Annotated in this window: 23 protein-coding genes and 2 pseudogenes; 10 read left to right on the top strand and 15 right to left on the bottom strand. The window is 67.4% G+C overall.

Annotated elements, in window-relative coordinates:
- Position 1: 1 nt before the first annotated feature.
- From G6045_RS08610 to G6045_RS08600, 3 genes are all read right to left on the bottom strand, one after another.
- Complete coding sequence (locus tag G6045_RS08610) at positions 2-370, bottom strand: low affinity iron permease family protein (protein WP_165331247.1); 369 nt, start codon at positions 368-370, stop codon at positions 2-4.
- Between the two features lie 17 nt (positions 371-387).
- A complete protein-coding gene (locus tag G6045_RS08605) occupies positions 388-540 on the bottom strand; it encodes a hypothetical protein (protein ID WP_165331246.1) in 153 nt (50 codons plus the stop codon).
- A gap of 193 nt (positions 541-733) precedes the next feature.
- A complete protein-coding gene (locus G6045_RS08600; RefSeq protein WP_165331245.1) occupies positions 734-889 on the bottom strand; it encodes a DUF6131 family protein in 156 nt (51 codons plus the stop codon).
- Positions 890-1,219: 330 nt separating this feature from the next.
- On the opposite strand from G6045_RS08600, the gene G6045_RS08595 reads away from it, so the two are divergent.
- Entirely contained in the window at positions 1,220-2,089 is an 870-nt protein-coding gene (locus tag G6045_RS08595) for an alpha/beta fold hydrolase (protein WP_328707705.1), read from the top strand.
- Between the two features lie 39 nt (positions 2,090-2,128).
- On the opposite strand, the gene G6045_RS08590 is transcribed toward G6045_RS08595, so the two are convergent.
- The 4 genes from G6045_RS08590 to G6045_RS08575 all read right to left on the bottom strand — a co-directional run bounded on the left by G6045_RS08590 (position 2,129) and on the right by G6045_RS08575 (position 4,517).
- Entirely contained in the window at positions 2,129-3,610 is a 1,482-nt protein-coding gene (locus G6045_RS08590) for an aminotransferase class I/II-fold pyridoxal phosphate-dependent enzyme (RefSeq protein ID WP_165331243.1), read from the bottom strand.
- A 67-nt stretch (positions 3,611-3,677) separates the two neighbouring features.
- A complete protein-coding gene (locus G6045_RS08585; RefSeq protein ID WP_165331242.1) occupies positions 3,678-3,881 on the bottom strand; it encodes a hypothetical protein in 204 nt (67 codons plus the stop codon).
- 115 nt (positions 3,882-3,996) lie between these two features.
- Positions 3,997-4,254 carry a DUF6479 family protein gene (locus G6045_RS08580; protein ID WP_165331241.1) on the bottom strand — a complete coding sequence of 86 codons (258 nt, stop codon included), beginning with the start codon at positions 4,252-4,254 and terminating at the stop codon, positions 3,997-3,999.
- 89 nt (positions 4,255-4,343) lie between these two features.
- Positions 4,344-4,517 carry a CsbD family protein gene (locus G6045_RS08575; protein WP_165331240.1) on the bottom strand — a complete coding sequence of 58 codons (174 nt, stop codon included), beginning with the start codon at positions 4,515-4,517 and terminating at the stop codon, positions 4,344-4,346.
- Positions 4,518-4,767: 250 nt separating this feature from the next.
- Between G6045_RS08575 and G6045_RS41305 the strand changes: the two genes are divergently transcribed.
- The 6 genes and pseudogenes from G6045_RS41305 to G6045_RS08545 form a co-directional block, all read left to right on the top strand.
- On the top strand, positions 4,768-4,938 hold the full coding sequence (locus G6045_RS41305; RefSeq protein ID WP_165331239.1) for a hydrophobic protein: 171 nt from the start codon (positions 4,768-4,770) through the stop codon (positions 4,936-4,938).
- 30 nt (positions 4,939-4,968) lie between these two features.
- Positions 4,969-6,306 carry an APC family permease gene (locus G6045_RS08565; protein ID WP_165331238.1) on the top strand — a complete coding sequence of 446 codons (1,338 nt, stop codon included), beginning with the start codon at positions 4,969-4,971 and terminating at the stop codon, positions 6,304-6,306.
- Between the two features lie 223 nt (positions 6,307-6,529).
- On the top strand, positions 6,530-8,512 hold the full coding sequence (locus tag G6045_RS08560; RefSeq protein WP_165331237.1) for a SpoIIE family protein phosphatase: 1,983 nt from the start codon (positions 6,530-6,532) through the stop codon (positions 8,510-8,512).
- A 188-nt stretch (positions 8,513-8,700) separates the two neighbouring features.
- Positions 8,701-9,270: a DUF6328 family protein gene (locus G6045_RS08555; RefSeq protein ID WP_408056318.1), complete on the top strand. Its 570-nt coding sequence runs from the start codon at positions 8,701-8,703 to the stop codon at positions 9,268-9,270.
- 108 nt (positions 9,271-9,378) lie between these two features.
- Entirely contained in the window at positions 9,379-9,672 is a 294-nt protein-coding gene (locus G6045_RS08550; RefSeq protein WP_165331236.1) for a DUF5133 domain-containing protein, read from the top strand.
- Positions 9,673-9,696: 24 nt separating this feature from the next.
- Positions 9,697-10,165 (top strand): annotated as a pseudogene (locus tag G6045_RS08545) (transposase); the annotation flags it as partial.
- Positions 10,166-10,449: 284 nt separating this feature from the next.
- Here the strand turns inward: G6045_RS08545 and G6045_RS08540 are convergent.
- The gene (locus G6045_RS08540; protein WP_165331235.1) at positions 10,450-10,830 is read right to left on the bottom strand and encodes a VOC family protein; all 381 of its coding nucleotides are present in this window, start codon (positions 10,828-10,830) and stop codon (positions 10,450-10,452) included.
- Between the two features lie 218 nt (positions 10,831-11,048).
- Between G6045_RS08540 and G6045_RS08535 the strand changes: the two genes are divergently transcribed.
- A complete protein-coding gene (locus tag G6045_RS08535) occupies positions 11,049-11,585 on the top strand; it encodes a hypothetical protein (RefSeq protein ID WP_165331234.1) in 537 nt (178 codons plus the stop codon).
- Here the strand turns inward: G6045_RS08535 and G6045_RS08530 are convergent.
- From G6045_RS08530 to G6045_RS08520, 3 genes and pseudogenes are all read right to left on the bottom strand, one after another.
- Complete coding sequence (locus G6045_RS08530) at positions 11,582-12,049, bottom strand: hypothetical protein (protein ID WP_165331233.1); 468 nt, start codon at positions 12,047-12,049, stop codon at positions 11,582-11,584. The genes G6045_RS08535 and G6045_RS08530 overlap by 4 nt on opposite strands.
- Positions 12,050-12,109: 60 nt before the next feature.
- A pseudogene (locus tag G6045_RS08525) lies at positions 12,110-13,041 on the bottom strand (IS5 family transposase).
- A gap of 159 nt (positions 13,042-13,200) precedes the next feature.
- Entirely contained in the window at positions 13,201-14,718 is a 1,518-nt protein-coding gene (locus G6045_RS08520; protein ID WP_206343448.1) for an MFS transporter, read from the bottom strand.
- A 158-nt stretch (positions 14,719-14,876) separates the two neighbouring features.
- On the opposite strand from G6045_RS08520, the gene G6045_RS08515 reads away from it, so the two are divergent.
- The gene (locus G6045_RS08515) at positions 14,877-15,311 is read left to right on the top strand and encodes a MarR family winged helix-turn-helix transcriptional regulator (RefSeq protein ID WP_206343458.1); all 435 of its coding nucleotides are present in this window, start codon (positions 14,877-14,879) and stop codon (positions 15,309-15,311) included.
- 147 nt (positions 15,312-15,458) lie between these two features.
- Entirely contained in the window at positions 15,459-15,998 is a 540-nt protein-coding gene (locus tag G6045_RS08510; RefSeq protein WP_235967713.1) for an SMI1/KNR4 family protein, read from the top strand.
- Positions 15,999-16,047: 49 nt separating this feature from the next.
- Here G6045_RS08510 and G6045_RS08505 read toward each other — a convergent pair whose 3' ends face one another.
- The 4 genes from G6045_RS08505 to G6045_RS08490 all read right to left on the bottom strand — a co-directional run bounded on the left by G6045_RS08505 (position 16,048) and on the right by G6045_RS08490 (position 22,810).
- Positions 16,048-20,553: a hypothetical protein gene (locus tag G6045_RS08505; protein WP_235967710.1), complete on the bottom strand. Its 4,506-nt coding sequence runs from the start codon at positions 20,551-20,553 to the stop codon at positions 16,048-16,050.
- A 17-nt stretch (positions 20,554-20,570) separates the two neighbouring features.
- Positions 20,571-21,515 (bottom strand): hypothetical protein, encoded by a 945-nt coding sequence (locus tag G6045_RS08500; RefSeq protein WP_235967709.1) that lies wholly within the window; start codon positions 21,513-21,515, stop codon positions 20,571-20,573.
- 204 nt (positions 21,516-21,719) lie between these two features.
- Positions 21,720-22,175 carry a DUF2690 domain-containing protein gene (locus G6045_RS08495; RefSeq protein WP_165331230.1) on the bottom strand — a complete coding sequence of 152 codons (456 nt, stop codon included), beginning with the start codon at positions 22,173-22,175 and terminating at the stop codon, positions 21,720-21,722.
- Positions 22,176-22,276: 101 nt separating this feature from the next.
- Complete coding sequence (locus G6045_RS08490; protein WP_165331229.1) at positions 22,277-22,810, bottom strand: hypothetical protein; 534 nt, start codon at positions 22,808-22,810, stop codon at positions 22,277-22,279.
- Positions 22,811-22,924: the final 114 nt, after the last annotated feature.

The following is a 22,924-nucleotide window of genomic DNA, read 5'->3' as shown; positions in this document are numbered from 1 at the left end:
GCTAGCTCTGCTCTTCCATGCTTATAGCGTCCCGGAGTTGATCGGTCGCGGCTCCCGATTCCTCGCGCTGGATCTCCAGGAGCGCGGCGGCGATGGCATCGAGTTTGCGCTGGATGGCGTGCTCGGCGCGCCGTTCGGAGTTCTTCAGCAACGCAAGGAGCAGCAGAGCCACCGCGGACATGGCTTCGCCCACCATCAGCAGCCACGGGGTGGGCAACTTCAGCGTGTGTGCGGTGATCGCGCCGGCGACCAGGACGAGGCACACGCCGAAGAAGGCCGGCGAGCTGGTGAAGTTCGACGCGTGTTCCGCGAGGCGCGTGAAGCGCCCCTGCCGGGCGCCGTCGCGGTCCGCGGGGTGTTGAGGCGCCATGCGGTCACCGGCCGAGTTCACGACACCGGCCCGTCGGTAGGCGTCCCCAGGGAGCAGCCGGACTCGTCGGAGAGCCTCCCGCGCCGCAGGGAGGGCCGGACGAGATGCGCGAACTGCGCCATCTCCGGATGGGCGTCGGCTGCCGGAAGAACGGCACTGTTTTCACTCACGACATGACCTCTCTGGTACGCGTCGGGGGAGCGCGTGCCGCGTACATCGGGCTGACGCGGTTGTGAGCCGCATGTACGAGACCTGGGCGGGGAACTTGCGACGCCGAAGGGCCCGGCGGAGGGAATCTCCGCCGGGCCCGCGCTGAACCGATGGCAGCTGTGGATCGCCACGAACCCGCAGGGGCGACACCGCTCAGTAGTAGTGCTTGCGCCCGCCGACCATGCGTCCGGTCGTGCCGAGGACCCACAGGACCGCCCCGACGACCAGGAGCACGGCGCCGACAGTCGTCAGCAGGGAAATACCGAGCAGCATTCCGAGGATGAGAAGGATGGCACCAATAACGATCATGTCGTTTCCGATCTCGAGGCTCTTCGGCGCGTGCGGACACTCGCGTCGCGAGTACCCACACCGCCCTCTCCCTGTCCGCTGGACAACGCGGACCGGGTGACAGCGGGGTCGACCACACGATCGGCCGCTGTCGGAACGTTGTGTGCCAACTCCAGGTGCCCGGCAATGTGCAGTCCATGCGTGCCAGTCCAGAACCTGTGTGTGCGCTCGGACGCTGTCTGCTCGGCCCTCCGGCTTCGAGGTGAGAGACGCGTCGACCGGGGCATGAGGAAGAGTTGGCGCCAGTCCGCTGCTGGTGCCGGAGCCGAGTCTGTGGAGGAGGAGGCGTACGTGTTCGAGGGGTTCGAAGAGACGCAAGTGGACGTCGGTGAGGCCTCTGTGTTCGTCCGCTTCGGGGGACAGGGGCCGCCCGTGGTGCTGCTGCACGGCCATCCGCGCACATCGGCGACGTGGCACCGCGTGGCCCCGCAACTCGTCGGAGCCGGCCACACGGTGATCTGCCCGGACCTACGCGGGTACGGGCGCTCCAGAGGGCCGCAGTTCACGGCGGATCACGCGGGCTATTCCAAACGAGCCGTCGCGGCGGACGTGGTGGCCGTCATGCGTCACCTCGGACATCGCCGCTTCGCCCTCGTCGGACACGACCGCGGGGGCAGCGTCGCGCTGCGTCTCACCCTCGATCACCCCCAGACCGTGTCCCGGGTGGCGTTCCTCGACTGTCTGCCGTTGACGGAACACCTGTCGCGGATCACGCCCGAGTTCGCCACCCAGTGGTGGCACTGGTTCTTCTTCGCGCAGCCGAACATCCCCGAGCGGGTCATCAACGCCGACCCCGACAGCTGGTACCACGGCGATCCCGCCACCATGGGGCCGGAGAACTACGACGAATGGCGTCAGGCCACCCGCAATCCCGACGTGGTGCGGGCCATGCTGGAGGACTACCGCGCCGGCCTCACGATCGACCGACGGCACGAGGAGCGCGACCGGGCCGCCGGCACACGCGTGACCTGCCCGGCACTGATCCTCTGGTCACTGCAGGACGATCTTGAGGACCTGTACGGCGATCCTCTCGCCATCTGGCGCCGATGGGCCGACGAAGTCCGTGGATACGGGATCGACTCCGGCCACCACGTTGCCGAACTGGCGCCCGATGCGCTGGCCCGCGCGCTTACCGACTTCCTTCGATCTGAGCTGACTTGAGCAGCGGCCGTGGCGTGGGGCGCGCTGACGCCCACAGGTCTATGCGTTGGGGGTGTTGTGGACGACGCGGACGGTGCGCAGCTGGGAGTCGGTGGCGTCGGGCACGTTCATGCCGGCGTCGATGCCGCTGCGAAGGTAGGCGAGCACTGGCTCGGTGAGGCGTTCGCCGGGCAGTACAACGGGGATGCCGGGCGGGTAGGGCGTCATCATCTCCGCCGCGATCTGCCCGTCCGCTTCGTCGATCGGGATGTCCCGGGTGGTGGCGAAGAAGGCGTCCCGGGGCTGCAGCGCCTGCTCCATGCGCAGTTCGCCAGGGGAGGGAACGGCCACCGTGGTGCCGCCGTGCAGTTCGCCGCGGTGGCGGGTGAGGTCGCGCAGCGCGTCCAGAAGGCGGCCGATGGTGGTCGCGTCGTCGGCGTGGGTGATCTGCGCGCTGATCCGGCGGTGGTCGAAGAGGTGCAGGTCGATGTGGTGGTGCTCGCGCAGCCAGTCGGCGGCGCGGTAACCGCAGACACCGAGTTCACCGAGGTCGATGACGACGGGCAGCGGGTCGAAGTCGGCAGCTGCGTCCGGCCCGCAGAAGTCGTCACGGTCGTTGACATGCATCCCGTCGATGGCCTCGATCGACTCTCGGGCGGTGGCGGCGAGTTCGAGGGCGTGGGACATCAACCGGTGTCCGTGCAGGGCCATTTGGCGACGCCAGCCGTCGATGCCCGCGTACAGGAGTACGGAGGGGCTGGTGGTGCCGAGCAGGTCGGCGCGCAGCGCGAGGGCGTCGGGGTCGACCAGGTCGCCTTGGAGGTGGAAGACGGAACCCTGCTCCAGGCCGCTGCCCATCTTGTGGATGCTGGTGACACAGATGTCGGCGCCCGCGTCCATGGCCCAGGAGGGCAGATCGGAATGGAAGGGCAGGTGCGCGCCCCAGGCCTCGTCGACGATGAGCGGGCGGGAGCGCTGATGGCACGCCTCGGCGACGGCTCGGACGTCGGCGGCGGCTCCGTAGGGAGTGGGGCTGGTGATGAGGGCGCCCTTGGCGTCGGGGTGCGCGGCGAAGGCCGCCTCGTACGCCTGCGGCGACGGCGGGTGCGCGAGGTGGCGTTCGCGGTCCCACTGCGGTTCGATCCAGACCGGCTCGATGCCGCAGAGGATCAGGCCCGCGACGACGGACTTGTGCGCGTCGCGGCTCACCAGAAGTTTTTCGTGCGGGGCTGCCACGGTCAGCATGGCGGCCTTGACCGACAGTGAACTGCCGCAGGTGGAGAAGTAGGTGTGCTCCGCGTGGACGGCGTCGGCCATCAGCTGCTCGGCTCGCTCCAGGACTCGGCCGCGGCTGCGCCGGTCGTCCAGACCGCCGTTGGCCAGGACGTCGCCGTAGAAGACGGCGTCGCCCAGTACGGCCCGCACCTGCGGATCCGCACCACGCGCCTGCTTGTGCCCCGGCGGCGTGAAGCCCAGCTCGTCGCGTTCGTGGTACGCGGCGAGGGCCTCGAGCACAGGGGCTTGAGTGTGATCGGCCGACATTTCTCTCCTTCCCAGGCTGGCTTGCGAGGGGTGTGGGCGGGCTTCGCGGCCGTGCGCCGCCTGCCGGTCAGCTGTCTGCCGCGTCTTCCTGTGCTTCCTCGTTGGGCGTCAGCGCATCGCCGGCCTCGCCGTCGTGTTCGTCGCTCAGGCCGTCGCGGCCGGGGTCGCGGGTCTCGGCCTCCTCGACTTCCTTGAGGACCTCACCAAGGGCCGTGTCCGGATCGACGGCGGCCGAGGCGTCCTGGTCGGACTGGTGCTGAGGGCTGGTCACGGTGATCACTCCTGAGAAGCGGGTTCAGTCGATACGGGTGAATCCGATGCGTGGCGCAGGTGCACTTTCATGGTGGCCCGCACGAAACGGCGCTGCATGCGGGGCGGGCCGCGGGTCAGCGGTGCGGGTTGCCTTGTTCCGGGTCGTCGTCCGGCGTCTGCCATCCGGTACCGCGTCGCGCCTGGTCACCGCTGGGGCCAGGGCTGTGGCCCGGCGTGGTGGGCGGCTGGCTGGCGGTGCGCCGGACGGAACGGCGTTGGCCGACGATGAACAGGGCGATCAGGCTCAGGACCAGGACGACGCCCACGATGATCAGTGTCAGCGGAGCGGTGCTGGATGCGGCCAGGACGGTGGTGGTGCTGTGTGTCTGCATGATCGTCGTGTATCCCTTCTGACCTGCCCATGTGTGTGGCCGGCCTCCGCTGAGGAGGCCGGCCACACACATGGGACGACGGGTGCGGGTCAGTGCTTGCCGACGTCCTTGGTCTTCTCCTTGGCCTCGCGCGCGTCACCCTTCACCTGCTGGGCGCGGCCTTCATCGGCGAGACGGTCATTTCCCACCACGCGGCCGGCGTTCTTCTTCGCGGCACCGACGGCCTGGTCGGTCTTCGCCTTGGCCTTCTCATTGGCGCTCATGTTCACTCACACTTTCTTGGCGTCGACAACAGGTACTTCCCTCCGTCTGGCCTCCGTCGCGCACGCCAAACATGATCGATGCGCAGTGATTTCATCCAGCTCATCTGCATGAACTCGTTAAGGCGGGGCATTGCGCGAGCGTGCTCGGATGCCCCGAAACCTGGGACGGAAACGGCCTCTTCTTGTGTTTGTCGATGTGAGTTCAGAGCACATGATCGCCAGGAGGCAATAACAACAGGAGGTAATAACAATGGGTCCCCTGCTTCTCGTTCTTCTTCTGGCTCTTATCCTTTTCGGCGCGGGTTTCGCCTTGAAGGCCCTCTGGTGGGTCGCGATCATCCTGCTGGTGGTGTGGCTGCTCGGCTTCGTGATACGTCCCACCGCGAGCGGCGGCCGTAGGGGCCGCTGGTATCGCTGGTGATCCGGCGTCGTATCGCGAGAGGAATCCACGATGACCCAGCCCGGTGGGCCCGCCACGTCAGGGCTGAAGAAGACGCTGACGACACGGCTGCTGTACTTCTTCATCCTCGGTGACGTGCTGGGAGCCGGCGTCTATGTCCTCGTCGGTGAGGTCGCGGCGAAGTCGGGCGGTGCGGTGTGGCTGCCCTTGGTGCTGGCTCTGCTTCTGTCGCTGCTGACCGCCGCCTCCTACGCGGAACTCGCCACGAAATACCCGCGAGCCGGCGGAGCCTCCCACTACGCGAGGCGCGCCTATGGGCCGTTCGCCGGGTTCCTCGCCGGGTTTTGCATGCTCGCGGCGGGCATCGTCTCGGTGGCCGCGCTGGCCCGAGGGTTTGCCGGCGAATATCTGGCGGAGTTCGTGACCCTTCCCGTCGTCCTGGTCGCGGCGGTGTTCCTGGGTGCGTTGGCCTTGTTGAACGCGCGCGGTATCAGCGAGTCCACCCGCGCCAACGTGGCCGCCACCGTCATCGAGGTGGGCGGCCTCCTGCTGGTGGCCGGACTCGGGGTGTGGTTGCTGGTGCGCGGAGACGGGGATGCCGGGCGCCTCGTGCAGTTCGGCACCGCGCACCAGGGGGCGACCGCCGGCGTCCTGAGCGCCACTGTGCTCGCGTACTACTCCTTCGTCGGCTTCGAGACCTCCGTCAACGTCGCCGAGGAAACCCACGACCCGCGTCGCTCCTACCCGCGGGCCCTGTTCGGTGCCCTGCTCACTGCCGGAGCCGTGTACGCGCTGGTCGGCGTGGTGGCTTCGGCCGCGGTGCCCACGCAGACCCTGGCACGTTCCAGCGGACCTCTGCTCGAAGTGGTCGAAGCAGCCGGCGGGGTACCGCCGGAACTGTTCAGCGTCATCGCGTTGGTCGCGGTCGCCAATGGGGCGCTGCTGACGGGCATCATGAGTTCGCGCCTGGCCTACGGCATGGCTCGCGAGGGTTTGCTCCCGAGCGGGCTGACCCGCATTCTGCCCGGTCGCCGCACGCCCTGGGTGGCCATCGCGGCCACCACCGTGCTGGCCTTCCTGCTGGCGCTGACCGGAGACGTGGAGAGTCTTGCCTCCACTCTCGTTCTTCTGCTCCTTGTGGTCTTTTTCCTGGTCAACACCGCCGTTCTCGTGCTGCGCCGGGACGGCACGGACAGAAAGCACTTCCGTGCCCCCACCATCATTCCCGTCTTGGGCGCAGTCTCGTGCGTCGTGCTGGCCACCCAGGTCGAGGCAGCCGTGTGGTGGCGCGGGCTCATCGTGCTCGCAGGCGGCGTGCTGCTGGGAGCCTTCGCAGCATGGCACCGCCGGCGCAGCGCCACGCACCCGCAGGCACCGGCCGTTTCCTAGGGGGATGCCTTCATACGGTCTTGAGGGCTGGTGATGAGCGCAGAACGAAAGGGGCGCGGGGCGAGGGACTTTCGGCTGGTCATGACGGCCCTTTCGTCCCGGCCCCGCGTACGCGCATGGCGAATAGCCTGGCGAGCCGTCACCCCGGACGCAGCTGCTGCAGCAGGCAGCGGGCAGCGGGCCATGGGGTGCCGGTACGGGGACTGCGCTGGACCGGGTGGGCATGAACTCTTCGACACATAACGTCGCGCAGGTGGCGCCGGGCCGCGCGCGACTGCTTTTGACACGTCAGGACGGCGGCGACGGCACGTTCGTCGTCGCCGACGCGTGTGCCACGGCCTGCGCCTGGCTCGGCCGCCCGCGCAGTGTGCTGCGCGGCGCGGACTTCATGGCGTTCGTCGGCGACGCCAGCAGGCTCATGACCGAGCGCATGCTCGAGGAAGCCTGGCGCGGCACCGGCGACGGCGTGGGCGTACCGGCCAATCGTCAGCCGGTGGAACTCGAACTCGAGCCCGCCGAGCCGGTCGTGTGCATGCTGTCGGTGCACAGGGCCCCGCAGGCCCGCGACGCGCTGCTCGTCGAGATCGAGGACGGAGCCCGCCTCCGGCACTGGGCGGTACTGCGGGCCTTGGCGGTCCTGTCGGAGGACGCGCTGTGGGCGTACGACGAGGAGGCCGACCTCTTCGGTTGGCTGGACGGCGAGCACTTCCACGGCAACGTCAGCACCGACGAATCCATCCCCCTCGTACAGCTCTTGGACCAGTTGCACCCCGAGGACCGCCCACGGGTCGAGAAGGCGTTCTGGGACCTGCGCGAAGACAGGTGTAAGCAGGTGACGGTCGACTACCGGATGACCGGGCGTGACGGCCACTACCACTGGCTGCGCACGCGGTCGCGCGTCATGCGCTTCGGCTTCGGACAGCGGCGTTGGATCATCGGCTCGACCAACGACACCACGGCCACCGTCGAACGCCATCAGGCGCTGACCGAGGCGCACGCCCTGGCGCGCAGGCGCGGCGAACTGGTGGAGCACCTTGCGGCGGAGTTCGTCTCGGCCACCACCGAGCACGAGCTCACCGCGGCGATCCTCGACCATGTGGCCCCTGCCTTCGGTGGGGAGGGAACGCTCGTGGCCTTCGTGGAGGAAGGACGGCTACGGGTGACCTTCGGCGCGGGCATCGCCCCGGCCCTCGCCCGCAATCTGCACGGTGTGCCGCTGAACGCTCCCAAGCCTTTGACGCAGGCCATCGTCTCGGGCCGCCCGGAGTTCATCGTCGACCGCGCGCACTACCGGCAACAGTGGCCGCACGCACATGACTTCCTGTCGGCCACCCGTGCCGAGTCGTTTGTGATGGTGCCGCTGCTCGCGGCGAGCCATCAGCTGCTCGGCGGCTGGGTCATCACGTTCGCCGAACCGCACCACCCGTCCGAGCAGGAACGCACCCTCGTACGAGTGATCGCGACCCTCGCGGGCCAGGCGTGGGAGCGCATCCGGCTGCAGGCGGCCCGCCTGGAACTCGCCGGCGCCCTCCAACGGGACATGCTCCCGCGCAGCCTGCCCGAGGTGGCAGGCTACGAGATCGAGGCCCGCTACGCCTCCGCCCACACCGAACTCGACGTCGGCGGCGACTGGTTCGACGTGATCGCCCTGCCGCACGGCGGCGCCGCCTGCATCATCGGCGATGTGCAGGGCCACAGCATCAAGGCCGCGGCGCTGATGGGTCAGGTCCGCACCGCCATGCACGCGTACGCCTGGGAGGATCCGGCGCCGCAGCGGGTTCTCGAGCGGACCAATGCGCTGATGCAGCAGATGGGCGCGCGGGGCTTCGCCACCTGCCTGTATCTGCTGATCGAACCCGACGGCCGGATCGTTGCCTCGCGTGCGGGCCACGTGCCCTTCGTCCAGGCGGGGCGGATGCGGTCAGAGATCAGGGAGATCCCGGGCGGTCTGCCGCTGGGGATCTTCGACGATGCCTCGTACCCGATCACGGAGTTCACCCTGCCGACGGGCGGCACCCTGGCCCTGGTCACCGACGGACTCGTCGAAGGACCCTCCCGGCCGCTGGACGAGGGCCTTCGCCTGGTGGCGCGGGCGGCGACGGACCACACCCGGCCGTTGAGCACTCTGGCGGACGAGATCATGGCCCTGGCCGACGCGACGGGCCACACGGACGACTGCGCGGCGCTGGTGATCCGCAGGTCATAGGGTCCCGCAGCCACGCCGATCAGCCGGTTCCAGGCCGGTGAACTGCGCTGCGTTGTGCGGAGGTTCATCATGCGGCCGACGTTCGCCGCACATCATGCGCACCTGTGCACGTGACTTGACACGCATCGCTGACCTGCATGGAGAAGCCGGGATGGGGAATTCGGTTTCTCTGACGCGGGAGGAAAACAATGGCCATGACACAGGAGTCCGTTGCGGCCACGACAGAGGATCTGTCGTGCCGTGACTGCCAGGACCGGGCGAGTGCGGAACCGGACGTCGAGGTACCGGAGTCGGCACGCGAGCGGGTCAATCGCCGCTGGAACGAGATACTCCAGGAGACCCGAGTCGCCCAGACCGGTGTGCAGATCCTCTTCGGCTTCCTGCTCAGCGTGGCCTTCACCCCGCTGTTCCGGGAGCTGGCCACGTTCGACCGGGTCGTCTACGTCGTCACGGTCGTCCTCGGCGCGTCGGCCACCGGCTCGCTCATAGCGCCCGTCTCCATCCACCGCTTCCTGTCCGGCCAACGTATGAAGGACGAAGTGGTCGAAGCGGCAAGCCGGTTGATGATCTGCGGCATGGTGCTCTTGGCCTTGACCATCGCGTGCACCCTCCTGCTCATCCTTCGCCTCGTGGTCCCCGGCGTGCTCGCCGAAGCGCTGGTCGGCGGCGTCATGCTGTGGTTCGGCTTCTGCTGGTACGCACTGCCAGTGCGCCTGCGACGCCGCGCCGCCCGACGAGGCGAAGCGCCCGGAGCGTAGATGCGTTTTCTGCCGACTTGGTGTGACAGGGGAGGACCGGGGCAAGCGAGAGCGTGGAAAGCGCTCCGGAGGACATGTCCGGGGCCATGACGTGTGAGGAGTGTTGCGGTGCTCGTACCTGCTGCCAGGGATCTACGGATTGCTCTTGCTGCGTACGCGGACGCGGTGATCAGGGACGAGCGCTGCCCCACGCCGGCCAGCGCTCGGGCACGCGAGGACGCCACGTTCACGCTGTGCGTGATGACGGGCACCCGCGACCCTCGTGAAGCCGTCGCAAGGACAGACGCGTGGCTCGCGGGCAAGGACGTCTCCGTCGGCGGATACGCAGCCACCACTGCGGACATCGCACTGATTGGCCAGGCGGTGTCCGACGACCCGGGTGCGGTCGCGCCGGCGGCCTAGGCGTATTGACCCGCAGGCTTGTTCATGGGGCGGGGAGATCTCACCAGTGAAGAATGGGCCCGGCTGAAGCCGCACCTGCCGAAGTCGGGGCAGCGTGGCGGCCGTTGGGGCAGTCACCGCCGGATCATCAACGGGATGTACCGGGACCGGACCGGCGTGCCGTGGCGGGATCCGCCGGTCGCCTGAACTGCAATATCACCTCGCTGGTGAGGGCGGACGTCGCCCGCTGGCCCTGGTGACCACCCCGGTCCAGTGGGGCGACGCCCCGCAGTTCATCCCGGTCATGGAGCGCGTCCGTGTCGCCCGCCTGGACGGTGGGCGGCCCCGGACTCGACCCGACCATATTGGTGGCGACAGGGCCCTTTCCTCCTGCCGCAACCGCCGCTACCTGCGACGACGCCAGATCAAGCACACCATCCCCGAACCGCAGAACCAGCGGGCCAACCGCCAAGCCCGAGGCAGCAAAGACGGCCGACCCACCGGCTTTGAGAGGGCGTTAAGTCCGATCTTCCTCGGTTCGTGATCGCTCGATCGTGGTACTGATCGCCGCACCGGCCACCCTCTCAGCATGTCTATGCAGAGATGCGCGGCATGGGACGAGAGCCGTATCCGAGCGAACTAGCGGACGAGCAGTGGGTAGTCCAAGTGGACATGCTCCGCCCGCTGCTGGGGGACTCGGAGGCGCGTGGCGTTCTGTCCATGTCCACCGACTAGGAGGGGCCGTCCTCCGGCGCATGGGGATGGCAGGGACGGTGGCCGTTGGTGTGCTGGGTGAGGTCAGAACCGACCCAGGCAGAACGGGTGCCCGGCCGGGTCCGCGTAGACGCGGAAGGGGCGCTTACCGCCGTCGTCGTCCGCGTCCAGTACGCGTCCGCCCAAGGATCGCACCCGCTGCTCGGCCTCTTCGTGTGTGCCGGTCAGCTTCAGGTCCAGATGGGACTGTTGCGGGTCGCCTTCGGCGCCCGGCCAGTGCGGCCACACGGGCGGCTCGTGTGCCTCTACGTGCTGGAATCCCAGACGTTGTCCCCCGGGAAGCTGCACAGCCACCCACTCGCCCGAGTCGTCGACCGTGCCGCCGAGCAGGTCCGCGTAGAACGCTGCGAGACCTTTCGGGTCGGTGGTGTCCAGAACTGTGGAGTAGAACTCGGCGACAGCCATCTTTCCCCTCGCTGCTCTTCGATCTCAACGTGTGTACGTTCTCTCGGATGCCCCAACAGCACAACGTAAACATGTTGTTGAAGTCGGAACCCGTAGTGCGCCGCACTCCTTCGGTACCCGACGTCAAACACCCGGCTTTGCGTTGTAGCGCAAACAGCTGTCGCCCCAGCACACGACTGCAATTCTGCAGTTCAAGCCTGAGGACAGAGGGGGATCCTGTGGTACGCCAACTGCGACACGCCGTAAGAGCGCTGTTCGCGCTGTTCACCGCCATGTTCGCCATCACCGCGCTAGCCGCAGCACCCGCGCATGCAGTGGACAGCGACTGCAAGACTCAGTCCGACATCACGGTCAGGCCGGACGGCAACTCCAGGTATACGCAAGTCTCCATGTACACGTGCATCACGTACGACGACGGCACCTATTACGCCGGCGCATGGATCACGTGGACCGGGGGCGGGGGCGGCGACCGTGACGGTTCCCGCGTCTTCGACGGATTCAAGTTGCAGGTGCGCCTGGAGCAATACACCGGCGACTCCGACGTCACTCGGGCGTCCGAGACCTGCGACTACCGCGGTCTGATCAACACCCAGGAGTGGCCGGGCACGGGTACACAGTGGTACTCGTGTGCGGTTGCTCTCGGGCACAGCCGGACAGGCACGTGGAGCACTGACGGCAAGGTGGTGTACAACGTCGACCGCGACGACCAAGGCGACTTCACCCGGCAGCTGATGGGGACTCGGCGTATCGACTAGGAGCTGTCCGGCCGATCATGCGCCTGTGATGGAACGTGCATGATGTCGCCCAGGTCCTGGCATCTGCGACGCCACCACGGCCAGGCATTTGGAGCGTGAGGGTCGGGCAGAGTACGTGCCAGGAAGTCGGCGTCGGTTTCTTTGACGGCCGACGCGATTTCCCGGGCTGCTCGTCTGTCGAGAGCGCCGATGGCTTGCTCTATCAGGAGGCGGTCGTCCCAGATGTCGTAGCCGGGCAGATGCGGTTTGGGCAGGTAGAGCGGCCATCCTGGACGGTGCACGAAGCCCCGCCAGCATTGGACGGCGTGTTCGAGCGCTTGGGCAGGAAGGCCGCGTTCGGCCTCGAACCGGGCCGCCTGGCGACGCGTATGGGGTGAGAACTGTGAGGACCGGCGCCGGTAGTCCTGAAGATGGGACCGGCAGACAGCGTCCAGACGTAGAGCAGCCGCCGTCTTGCGGGGCATGACTCTTCTTTCGAAGTGGTGATCTCGGCAGGTCACTCTACTGTCTGGCCTTGCGGTGGTTCACGCCCTGAGCCAGATGGCCAGCACCGCCGCGGTTGCTGTGCCGAGGTAGATGTAGCGACGTTTGTCATATCTGGTGGCGACGGCTCTGGCGTGCTTGAGCTTGTTGATTGCCCGTTCAACGGTGTTGCGCTTCTTGTACCGCTCTTCGTTGAAGCCTGGTGGCCGCCCGCCGCGTGAGCCTCTGCGCTGGCGGGCGGCCTGACTGTCGGACTTCTCCGCGATCGCGTGCCGGATGCCCCGGAGTCGCAGGTAGTTCCGGACGGGCCCGTTGCTGTACGCCTTGTCGGCGGCGACGCTGTCGGGCTTCTTGCGGGGCCTGCCCGGCCCGAGCTTCGGGACGCGGATCTTCTCCAGGACCGGCTTGAACTGGGTGCAGTCCGCCCGCTGACCTGGTGTGACGATCAGGGACAGCGGTCGGCAGCGGCCGTCCGCGCTCAGGTGGAGCTTGGTGGTGAACCCGCCGCGCGAACGGCCCAGGCCCTCACCTCCAGCACCACCTCCACCAGGCGGGCGTGCAGGCTCTGCCACGGTGTTTCGTCCTGGCGTTCTGGCCTTTCGGCCCCCTTTGAGCCGGGCGCCGGCGGTGGGGCGGTGCGGGCGCCCGCCGCATGCTGATGCGCGCGAACGATGGTTGAGTCGACCGAGATGTCCCAGTCGATCTCACCTGCCGCGTCGGCTGCGGCCTGGACCTGCTGGAGCAGACGCTCCCACGTCCCGTCGGCCTACCACAGCCGGTGGCGTTCATAGACGGTCTTCCACGGCCCGAACCGTTCGGGCAGGTCACGCCACTGCACGCCGGTCCGCACTCGGTGCAGAATCCCGTCGATCACCTGCCGGTGGTCCCGCCACCTGCCACAACGCCTGTTGCTGACCGGCAGGAACGGCCGCAGCCGTTCCCACTCAACATCACTCAGATCACCCCGCCCCATGCCCACATCAACGACCCAGATGCGGTGCAGTCACATGATCGGCCGGACAGGTCCTAGGTGCACGCTTGCGGCGAGTGTGCGCCGCACCTTCCCGGATGGCGGTTCTGACCGCTCAGAGAAGCCAACTACTGGCGCTGCGGCGCCCGTTGAGGCCGGCGCTCACACGGTGAGGTGTTGCCTGGTGTCGGAGTCGTCGGCAGCCGCCTCGGGGGTGATGCCGTGCTGCTCCTCTTCGGGGCGGCCCTTCTTGGGCAGCAAGAAGGTGATCGTGAGGAAGACCAGCAGCAGACATGCCTGGACGATCAGCGCGCGGTGGAAGCCGCCGGTGAAGTCACCCGTTTTGGCCTGGGCGAAGAACACCGAGCCGAAGACCGCGACGCCGATGGAGCCGCCGATCGCCTGGACCGCGGACAGGACTCCGGAGGCGGATCCGATCTCGTTGTCGTCAACTGCGGCCAGGATGAAGCTGAACAGGGCGGCGATCACCATGCCGGCGCCGATGCCCGCCACTGTCACGCCGGGCACGATGTCCCAGATCGAGAACGAGGCGGTGTCGAGGCCGTCGAGCTCGAACCACAGCACGGCCGCACCGGCCAGCTGGATCAGCGGTCCGATCTGGAGCACCTTGCGGCCGATCCTGTCGGCGAGGAACGCGCCGCTGATGGCGCCGCCGATCGCGGTTCCCACGGCGAGGGGCAGGTTGCCCAGGCCCGCGTCACCGGCGCTGAAGTGCCGGCCGATCTGGAGGAACAGGGTCAGGACGAGCTGGGTGCCGATCAGTCCGGCGAAGAACAGGGCGATGCCGCCGAGGCCGACGGTGAAGGCCGGCTTGCGCAGCAGGCCCGGGGTCACCAGCGGTGCGCGGCCCGTGGCGGCCATGCGGCGTTGCTGAAGGGCGAAGAGAGCGAACCCGGTCGCCGAGGCGGCCATGGACAGCCATGTCCACAGTGGCCAGCCCTCCTCCTGTCCCTGGTTGAGCGGCAGTACAAGCAGGGCGCAGGAGATCACGATCAGTGTGGCGCCGGTCATGTCGACCCGTACCGTGCGATCGCCCGGCTTCTTGGGTACGAACTTCGCGGCGACGAGGAATGCGGCGATGCCGATGGGCAGGTTGATCAGGAAGACCGACCGCCAGCCCAGGCCGAAGAAGTCGCCCTCGATGAGGAAGCCGCCCAGGACCGGGCCGATGATGCCGCCCAAGCCGAGAACGGGTCCGAAGATGGCGAAGACCTTGGTGAGTTCGGGGCCGGAGAAGTTCTCGCGCAGCAGGCCCAGGCCTTGGGGCAGCAGCATCGCTCCGGCGGTGCCCTGCAGCAGTCGGAAGGTGATCAGTGACTCGATGTTCGGTGCGATCGCGCACAGCAGGGAGGTCGCGGTGAAGGCGGCCAGGCCGATCAGGAACATGCTGCGCCGGCCGTAGCGGTCGCCGAGCCGGCCGCCGAGCACGAGCCCGGCGCCCAGGGTGAGCGCGTACCCGCCGATCACCCATTGCAGTCCGACGGAACCGGCGCCGAGCGATGTCTCGAGGTCCGGTCCGGCGACATTGACGATCGAGGCGTCCAGGAGATCCATGATCTCGGCGACGATCATCACGGCCAGGATCAGCCATCGCCATCGGTAGGGCCCGGTCGTCTTGTCGGGGGTGGGGGACGGGTCACGCACTACAGATACCTCCATGGTGAAGTAATTCCATCATGAAGGTAAAGTGGTGACGGTAGGTTGTCAAAGCGGAGTGACCGTGCGGACTGTCGCGGACTGTGCGGCGGGAGAAGGGCGGAGGGTCAGGCGTGGAGGAAGCCGTGCGGGACGGTGTCGCGGAGCAGCGTGAGCGGCTGATGGAGGTGCTGAGGATCTACGGCGGTCACTACGCCGAGCTCAGTCGGCGTTTCGCGGCATGGCTGGGCCTGCACTCCACCGACGCGACCGCGATGCTGGAGATCGCCGCCGCCGAAGAACGCGGGACCCCGCTGTCCCCGGCCCGGTTGAGTGAGCGCATCTCCCTGTCCACGGGCGCCACCACCGCACTCCTGAACCGCCTCGAAGCGGCCGGGCACATCACCCGCACCCGCGAGCACTCCGACCGTCGCATCGTCACCCTGCGCGGCGGCCCGCACGTACAACAGCGGGCGGACGAATTCTTCGGGCCGCTCGCCGGCCGCCTCGATGCCGCGATGTCCCCCTACCCGCCGCAACTCCTGGAACAGTTCGAGCAATTCATGACAGATCTGAACACCACCATGGGCGCCCACCTCGCCGAGCGGACCCGATGACACCGTGACCGGCCTGCTGAGCAGGCAACTCGCAAGCCTCCACAGGAGGTTGGACAAGGCGCGAGCTCGAGTCGGTTCCGTCGGTGCAGAAGGGCAGTGGGGATGAGTGCAGTGGGGATGAGTGCGGTGGAGAGTTGGTCTCGGGTGATGGAGCTTCTGCGGGAGCAGGCTCCGGCCGATCACGCGGAATTGCCCGGGCCGGCCACGGAGCAGATGCTCACGGCCGCTGAGGGGCGGATGGGTATCTCTCTTCCTCCGGATCTGCGGGCATGGCTGCTGCAGAACAATCTGGATCTTCCTGAGGAAGAGGTGGACGACGATGTGGCCTGTTGCGGTTTCGCCGGGTTCCCGGACGAGACCAGCTTCTTTCTCGGGATCTGGGCGATGGAAAAGCTCTATGCGAACCACCGGGTTTCCGGCGGGGTCAACCCTCCCGATCAGCCGGACAACCCGTTCTGGCGCAACGAGTGGATCCCGTTCCTGTCGGATCAGGACGGCTGGACGGGAAAGTTCATCGACGTGCGGGACGGACGTATCGGCAGGTGGTTCGTGGGTGAGATCACGACCACGGGGGAGTACGCCTCATTGGCCGACTATTTCGACTCGGTGGCAGAGACGCTGACGAGGATCGGCGAGGGAAACCATCCCGTCTGTTCAGCCGTCGACGGACGACTCGTGTGGTTGTGAAGCACGAATGCCCCCCGACGAAAATCGGGGGGCATTTTTCATGGTGCGGTTACGGGGTGGGCGGGGTGAATCCGTCGAGGTCGAGCCAGTAGTCGTCGTCCTCCATCAGACGTTGTTCCTTGATGAAGTCGCCGAACGGGCGCATCGACTGGGTGTTCTGCCAGTTCGACATCGAGGACCGGCCGCAGGGCTCGTTCCAGGTCGGTGCCGGGGCATCCGGACGCAGGTGGAGCGTCATGGTGTCGTCGGGGTTGCGCTTGACGTAGGTCTGCACGCATTCCTTGCCGCTGTAGCCGACAGGGTTGGGGCCCCTGGAGTTTCCGGCGCTCTGGAAGGCATTGGCGAAGGCGAACTCGTCGCAGCTCTTCGCGTCGGTACGCGGTTCCCCGGCCTCCAGGGTCCACAGGTCACTGAACAGACCGGTGTCCCTGTAGGTCTTCCACTGCCTGCCGCAAATGAGCTGACGGTTGCGGTCCTGCTGGGTCTTGGTCGGTTCGTCGACGGCCATCTTGTTGCCCAGATAGGTGAGCGGCTTGCCGCCGTTGCGGTTGCCCCAGTCGAGCGTGGTCTTGCGCCACATCATGTCGATATGCGCGGCGGCCCCGGGGAACTTCTTGGAGTTCATGACGTACGTCGGGTCGTAGCCGGAGAACACACAGCCGGTACCGGCTCCGGAGACGGCCGTGTCGCAGCGGATGTCCAGCTTGGACTTCTCGACTTCGAGCGGGTTGCGGATCGCGTCCCCGTTGGTCGCCCCGCCGAAGGACCAGTACGGCGTGATCGAGTTCATGGACGCACCGCTGGGCGTCCACTTCATCCGTGTGGTGATGGTCCTCTCCAGGGTGTCGCCCTTCTTGAAGACCTTGGATCCGTCCCAGTTGACGCTGGTGATTTCGCAGTACCCGCGGCACTTGGCCTCGTAGTTCAAGTCGACGGTGTGCATCGCACCGCTCATCGACTTCAACCGGATATTGGTGACCTGGGAGAACTCCGCACTCTTGGGGTCGAGGTAGACCGTGTTGTAGTAGTCGAACGTCGCGCCCCCGTCCGGTGCGTTGTTCTCGAAGTGCGTCACGGACAGCTCGTCGTGGAGGCAGCTATTGGTGCGCTGGCGGGTGATGGACACCGACGCGGTCGAGCACGACGAGGTGCCTCTGGTCGTGATCGGAGCCGTCGCGGTGCGGCCGGCCGAGGTATCAGCCTTCGAGGTACCGGCGACCTTCGGGAAGAGCTCTTCGGTGATGTCCTCGCCGGGCTCGACCGGGGCCGGTTCCGGCGCGGTCGGGTTGGCCGTCATATTGCCGGTGATCTTCTGACCGTCGTACGTGCCGGGTACGAAGGCCAGCGCGTCGAAGGCGATGTCGGCGGAACCGTTGCCGCCGTTGAAGTTGTCGAGCTGCACCTCGGGGATCTGGTCACCGAAGTAGTAGGCGCCCAGGTCGACCCACTTGTTGGACTCGTTCGCCGTCTGCGAGATGGACGCTTCCTCTTCCCCTTCCGGGGTCTGGATCCGGTAGACGGCGTTGGAGGTCTGCGCCCCGTGGTCGGGGATGTGCGCGAAGACCTTGGCCTGGCGGCTGGTGTTGGTCAGTGCGCTGTTGAGCTTCCAGGTGCCGGTGACCTTCATCCGGTTGGCGTTGGCCGGGTGGGGATCCAGGGTGCGGGTGTGCGTGAACCAGAAGTGGTTGCCGTAGCCCGCGCCGATCTGGTGCGTGTCGATCTTGCCGGGATACGTGGTGACGGTGGTCGGGTTGTCCGTCCCGTCGTGGGTGAGATCCATCGGGGTGTCCCACGGCACGTACGTGAAGTTGAACGTGCCGCTGGATTGCACCGCCCCGCATCCGCGCTTGGAGTCAACGCCTGCGGGTGTGGTGCCGTTCGCCAAGTCGTCGACCACCAGGGCGTTGGCGGGCAGCGGCGTGGTGGAGCAGTTCGGCGGGTATGAGCCGGCATCCGGCTGCTCGCCGTAGGACGTGGTGAAGCGGTGCACGCCGTTGCCGCACTTGGCCCCCGTGTCACAGTTCTTCCACTGCGCCGCGGTGACCTCCTGGTTCCACCAGCAGTGCAGCCAGTGTGCGTTGGTGTCGCTGTTGCCCGCGTCGAGGGTGCAGGCGCCCAGGCCCGGGTCGTTGGAGTCGTTGTCGCCGATCTTGGTCGGGTTGCAGTTGTTCGTCGCGTTGCAGAACAGGTCGACCGGAGGCTTGGCGCTCGCGCGGTCCGCGTTGGTGGTCCACCATGCGGGGCGGTAGCCCGCCTGGAAGTCACCCGGAGCGAACATCGCCGAGATCGGGCGGGCCGCCCAGCCGATCACCTTCTCCTGATACGGCCAGTCCTGCGGGTGCGCGGCGTGGCTGTAGTCGTCCTTGGAGGAGTCCGTGGCGTGCTGCAGGAACGGCACCCGGTTGGCCTTCCACAGCGGGTTGGCCGGGTTGTTCGTCCAGCCCACGCCCGAGTGGCCCTGGGAGTCGGCGGTGTCGTAGAAGCCGGAGTTGTACGCCCACAGGGCGAAGAACCAGTTCTCGATCCACTTGGGGTGACCGCCGTTGATCTTCATGCCGGCGTTGTAGGTCTGGTTCCACTTGTCCGACAGGATCCGCACGCCGGCCGCGACGTTGGCGGTGTAGTCCAGCGCGACCGCTTCCTGCGCCACCGTGGACAGGGCGGTCTCGCCCGGCTTGGTCTTGCCCGCCAGGCGCATGCCGTCGGTGGCCTGCGTGATGCCGTAACCGCAGTCGGCGTCGGCCCAGTTGATACGCCACGGGTCGACCTGTTCGCCGGAGGCGGCGTAGTCGACGCCGTAGTAGTTGCCGATCAGCGAGTTGGAGGTGACACCGGGGACGGCGAAGCGGGTGGCCTGCCACATGTTGGATTCCTGCGCGGTGATGCCGAGCATCACCTGCGCGGGAATGTGCCACTTGTCGGTGACGTCGGGGTCCTCGTTGTCGAGGGTGCCGTTGGGGTCACCTGCCAGGACGATCGGCGGGAACAGACCCTGGGGCTGGTAGCCGCCGGCGATGCCGGTGTTCTTCCAGTTGCTGTCGCGGTAGAAGTTCAGCTCGCCGACGACGGCTTGGTCCACGGCCCACTCGACTTGGCGCGGTGTGGGCTGGAACGCCTGCTTCTTCACGTCGTTGCGGGCCACCGAGCAGTACCGTTCCCCGCTGCCTTCGCTGGGGTCGTCGGCCTGTGCGCCGAGGGCCTGGGTGCTGACGGTCTGCGTGGACAGGCCGTCACCGGTCTTGTCGGCCTTGCTCGCCTTGTCGGGGCCGGAGTCGACGGGGCCGCCGGTGGGCAGGGCGGGGGACAGGGCGTGCCCCTGTGCCGCGTTGCCCATGCGGTGGGCGCCGGGACGCAGGTCAAGCGTCACGGACTTGCCGGACTCCAGCAGGCGCAGCGCGGTACGCGCGGGGCGGGGGGCCGCGGCGTCCTCCGGGTTGACCAGGGTGGTCTTGCCGTCGGACCAGGTGGTGGTCAGAGCCGCCCGGGCGTGGCTGGAGATCGCCGCGCCCTTGGGGAGCCTGCCGGGGTTGTGCACCCGCTGGGGGAGCGTCTTCGACGTGGCGTCACCGGTGACGAACACGTCGCCGCGTGCAGAGCGGGCCAGGTCCCATGCGTGCAGCGTGCCGGAGGCGACGGTGACGGGCGTGGTCTTCTTGCCCTGCGCGACCTTGGTGTGGTCCAGGTGCTTGGCCCAGCTGGCCGGTGTCTTGGACGTGGTCGTGTCGAGCTCGCGGTCGATGAAGGTGATGCTGCCGTCGGCGTCGGCGGTGATCTGGAACGGCACCGTCGTCGTGGCGGCCAGGGTCTTCTCGGCCGTGCCGTTGATCCGTACCAGCTTGTTGCCGTGCGCGGCGACGATGCCCTCGGCCGTGGGGATGGCGGAGGTGATCTGCCCGCCGAGCGTGACGGGTTCGGACTCCTTGCCACTCGCCGCGTCGATGGTGAGCAGGCGGGTCTGCTGCTTCTTGTCACCGTCGTGCGTGAGCTGGGTGAACACCGCCTGGTCGCCTTGGCCGCAGCCGGGCGAGAAGTAGGCGAGCGACGACTGGAACGGCAGCTTGGTGACCTTGCCCGAGGTCAGGTCGACGACCGCGGTGAAGGCACCGCGCACCATCAGCTGGGGTTTGTTGGTGAACATACGCGGCGCGTAGGAGACGGCTGCGAACTTGCCGGAACCGGTGACGCAGTGGTTGCCGATCCAGGTGTCCGAGGCGAACCCGTCCTCGAACAGGCTGGCTATCGTGCGCAGTTGGTAGCCGTCCCTCTCCTTGCCCGCAAGGAGGTGGAAGCCGGTGCCGTCGCCGGTCGCGGTGACCGCGGTGTCGGCGGAGTCCTGGTAGTCCTTGCCGAGCAGGCCGGCGCGATCCTTCGCAGGGATGGCGGAGGGCTTCAAGGTGACCTTGCCCTGCTGCTGGGGGGAGTTGCTCCACCCCTGAGCCGCGCCCTGGGGCGGCTTTGATTCCTCGGCCTGCGCGGGCAGGCCCAGGGGTATCGCCAGCGCGGTGGCCACCGCGAGGGTGACCGGGACGCGCAGACGGATACGTCTGTGTCTCAACGTTCTTCCTTCTCTGGTTACTTGACAGCCTTGGCGGCTGCGAGGACTTCGCTCATGCGCGCTTTGACGGTGGCGAGCTGGTCCTTGTTGTCGTTGATCAGCCGCTTCTGGATGGCCGACTCCTCCTTGAACCAGACCTCGATCAGACGGGTCTGCTTCTTGCAGTCGAGGTCGTCCAGGGCGAGTGCGATCGCGTTCTTGGTGGCGCCGTCACCGTCGGCGAGACCCTGCTCCATGGCCCGGAACGGGTCGGCGGACTTGTGGCCCTTGGTCTTCATGCAGGCCGCCCAGTCCGTGATGGCCTTGCCGACCGGCTTGCCCGGCCGGGACTCGGACAGGCTCCTGGAGGCGAGCTGGGAGACGAAGCCCGCATCCAACTCGTTGAGCTGGAGCTGCTGTTGCGACCAGCCGATGCAGCCGCCCTTGTGCAGCTTCTTGCCGTTGTGCTCGGCCCGAGCGGGCTCGGTCTTCTCGGATGAGCCGAAGTAGGAACCGTCACCGCCCGTGGGCGCGGCGACCGGCTCCGGCTTGGTGTGACCGGTGAGGACCTCGACCTGGACATCAGGCAGGTCGGGCAGCTCCGGCTCGGTGTGCTTGCGCTGTTCGGGCGGCAGCAGGTAGCCGTACTTCTTCGCCTGGGCGCGGTCGGTGATGCCGTAACGACGCTCGATATGGGCTGAGTTGTTGCCGGCCGGCGGGTTCACTCCGGGGCGTGGCAGGTCGACGGCGAAGCCGTACTCGGACATGCAGCGCGTCTGCAGGGTGCGCAGGGCCGTGTCGACCGTGACCTGATCCGCATACGTGGACATGTAGGCCTCGAGCGGCAGTGCCAAGCCCTTGGCCAGTCCGGACGTAGGCGTTTTTGCCGGCCAGTTGCTGCGGTCGACAGGTGCCTGGCCCTTCGCCGGGTCGGACGGCGATCCGGACGACGAGCACGCACCGAGAAGGATTGTCGCGAACATGACAGATATCGCGACGCTCGTCGTTCGCTGGGGGATGTGCACAAACTTTCCTTGTCTACGTGGAGCAACACCACCACGCGGCATCGCCGGCTTGCGGTGTGCCGGCCGGCCCGCGCCTGGATCTCTCACGAGTTCGCACGGCGGCAGGCGGGGCCGGTCTGGCTTCTTGCGGGGGTTACTTCCGCGTCATCCTCGGTCGATGGCTCAGAACTTCGTGCTGCACTTCATCGGGTATTCGTTGCCGACAAAGGCGATGCAGACGCGGTAGTAGTAGCTGGCGCCGCCCAGCATGTTCGACCAGTCCGAGCCGCCCGTGTTGTCGGGGACCCGGATGCTGAGCGAGCGGATCAGCTTGCCGGCCGAGTCGTACTTCTCGATGTAGCCGTACGAGTTGTAGAGCGAGTTCGAGGAATTGTTCGTGACCCGGACCCAGGCCGCGCTGCACCCCGCCGACCAACGCAGTTCGGCCTTGCGGCTGTTGTTGTCGATGGTTTTCTGGGTGGTGACGCTCGCGGTCTCGCAGCCCGTGGCCCGCGGGCCCTGGTTGTCGCAGCCCGCGCCGCTGCAGCTCGCGGCGTAGGAGGTGCCGGCCAGGGGCACCAGGCTCATCCCGACGATGGCCGCCGAGACGGTCGCCGTGCGGGCCAGTGCTTTCTTCATGAATACTCCGAGGTGAGATCGCGTGATGACGGACACCGATGAACGGACATCGATGAGCAGCGCCCGATCGGACATGGCTGACCGCGGGCGATGCGCTGCTTCTAGTTGCAGGGGCGGGCGTTCGCCTTGCGGTCGATGAGCGCCGTGGTGGCGGACTTCGACGTCTTCATGACCGCGATGACCGTGGCGCAGTACGTGGTCACGTTCATACGGACGGGGCCGGCGTACTGGCTGAAGGTTCCCTCGTCCGTCACACAGGTGGGGGTCGTCTTGTAGTCGCAGACCTTCACCTTCATGTACTTGGCGGTGCCCGTGTTGTTGTCGAAGATGGCGCAGACGCCGTCACCCGAGGTCTGGTTGTAGACGAACAGGGTGCCCAGGCGTGTCGCGTCGGGCAGGCGCTCGGCGTAGTAGAGCTGGTAGCTGCTGCCGCAGAGGTTGCCCGTCGCCAGGACCGCCGCGGTCTCCTCCTCGGCGATGGCCCGCGTGGTGTCATCCGCCTTCGCGGAGATCTTCAGCTCCGTCTTCGCGGGAACTTCCCCGGCCGAGGCCTGCGGCGCACTCATGCCGAAGGCTGCGAGAGCCACCACGGCGGCTGCGGCGCGGACGGAGTTCTTCTTGGTGATGGCAAACATTGCCGTTCCCCCTCAGGTGCCGCGTGGCCGACGGTCCGCGCGCGAGGGCGCCCCTGACTGCATCAGGGAACCTCACGCCCAGCGGACGTTCATCCATGCGGAGTTGATGTGATG

Origin of the sequence: Streptomyces mesophilus (genome assembly GCF_011044995.1) — a bacterium.
GTDB classification, from domain to species: domain Bacteria; phylum Actinomycetota; class Actinomycetes; order Streptomycetales; family Streptomycetaceae; genus Streptomyces; species Streptomyces mesophilus.
This window is presented reverse-complemented; position numbering and strand designations above follow the sequence as displayed.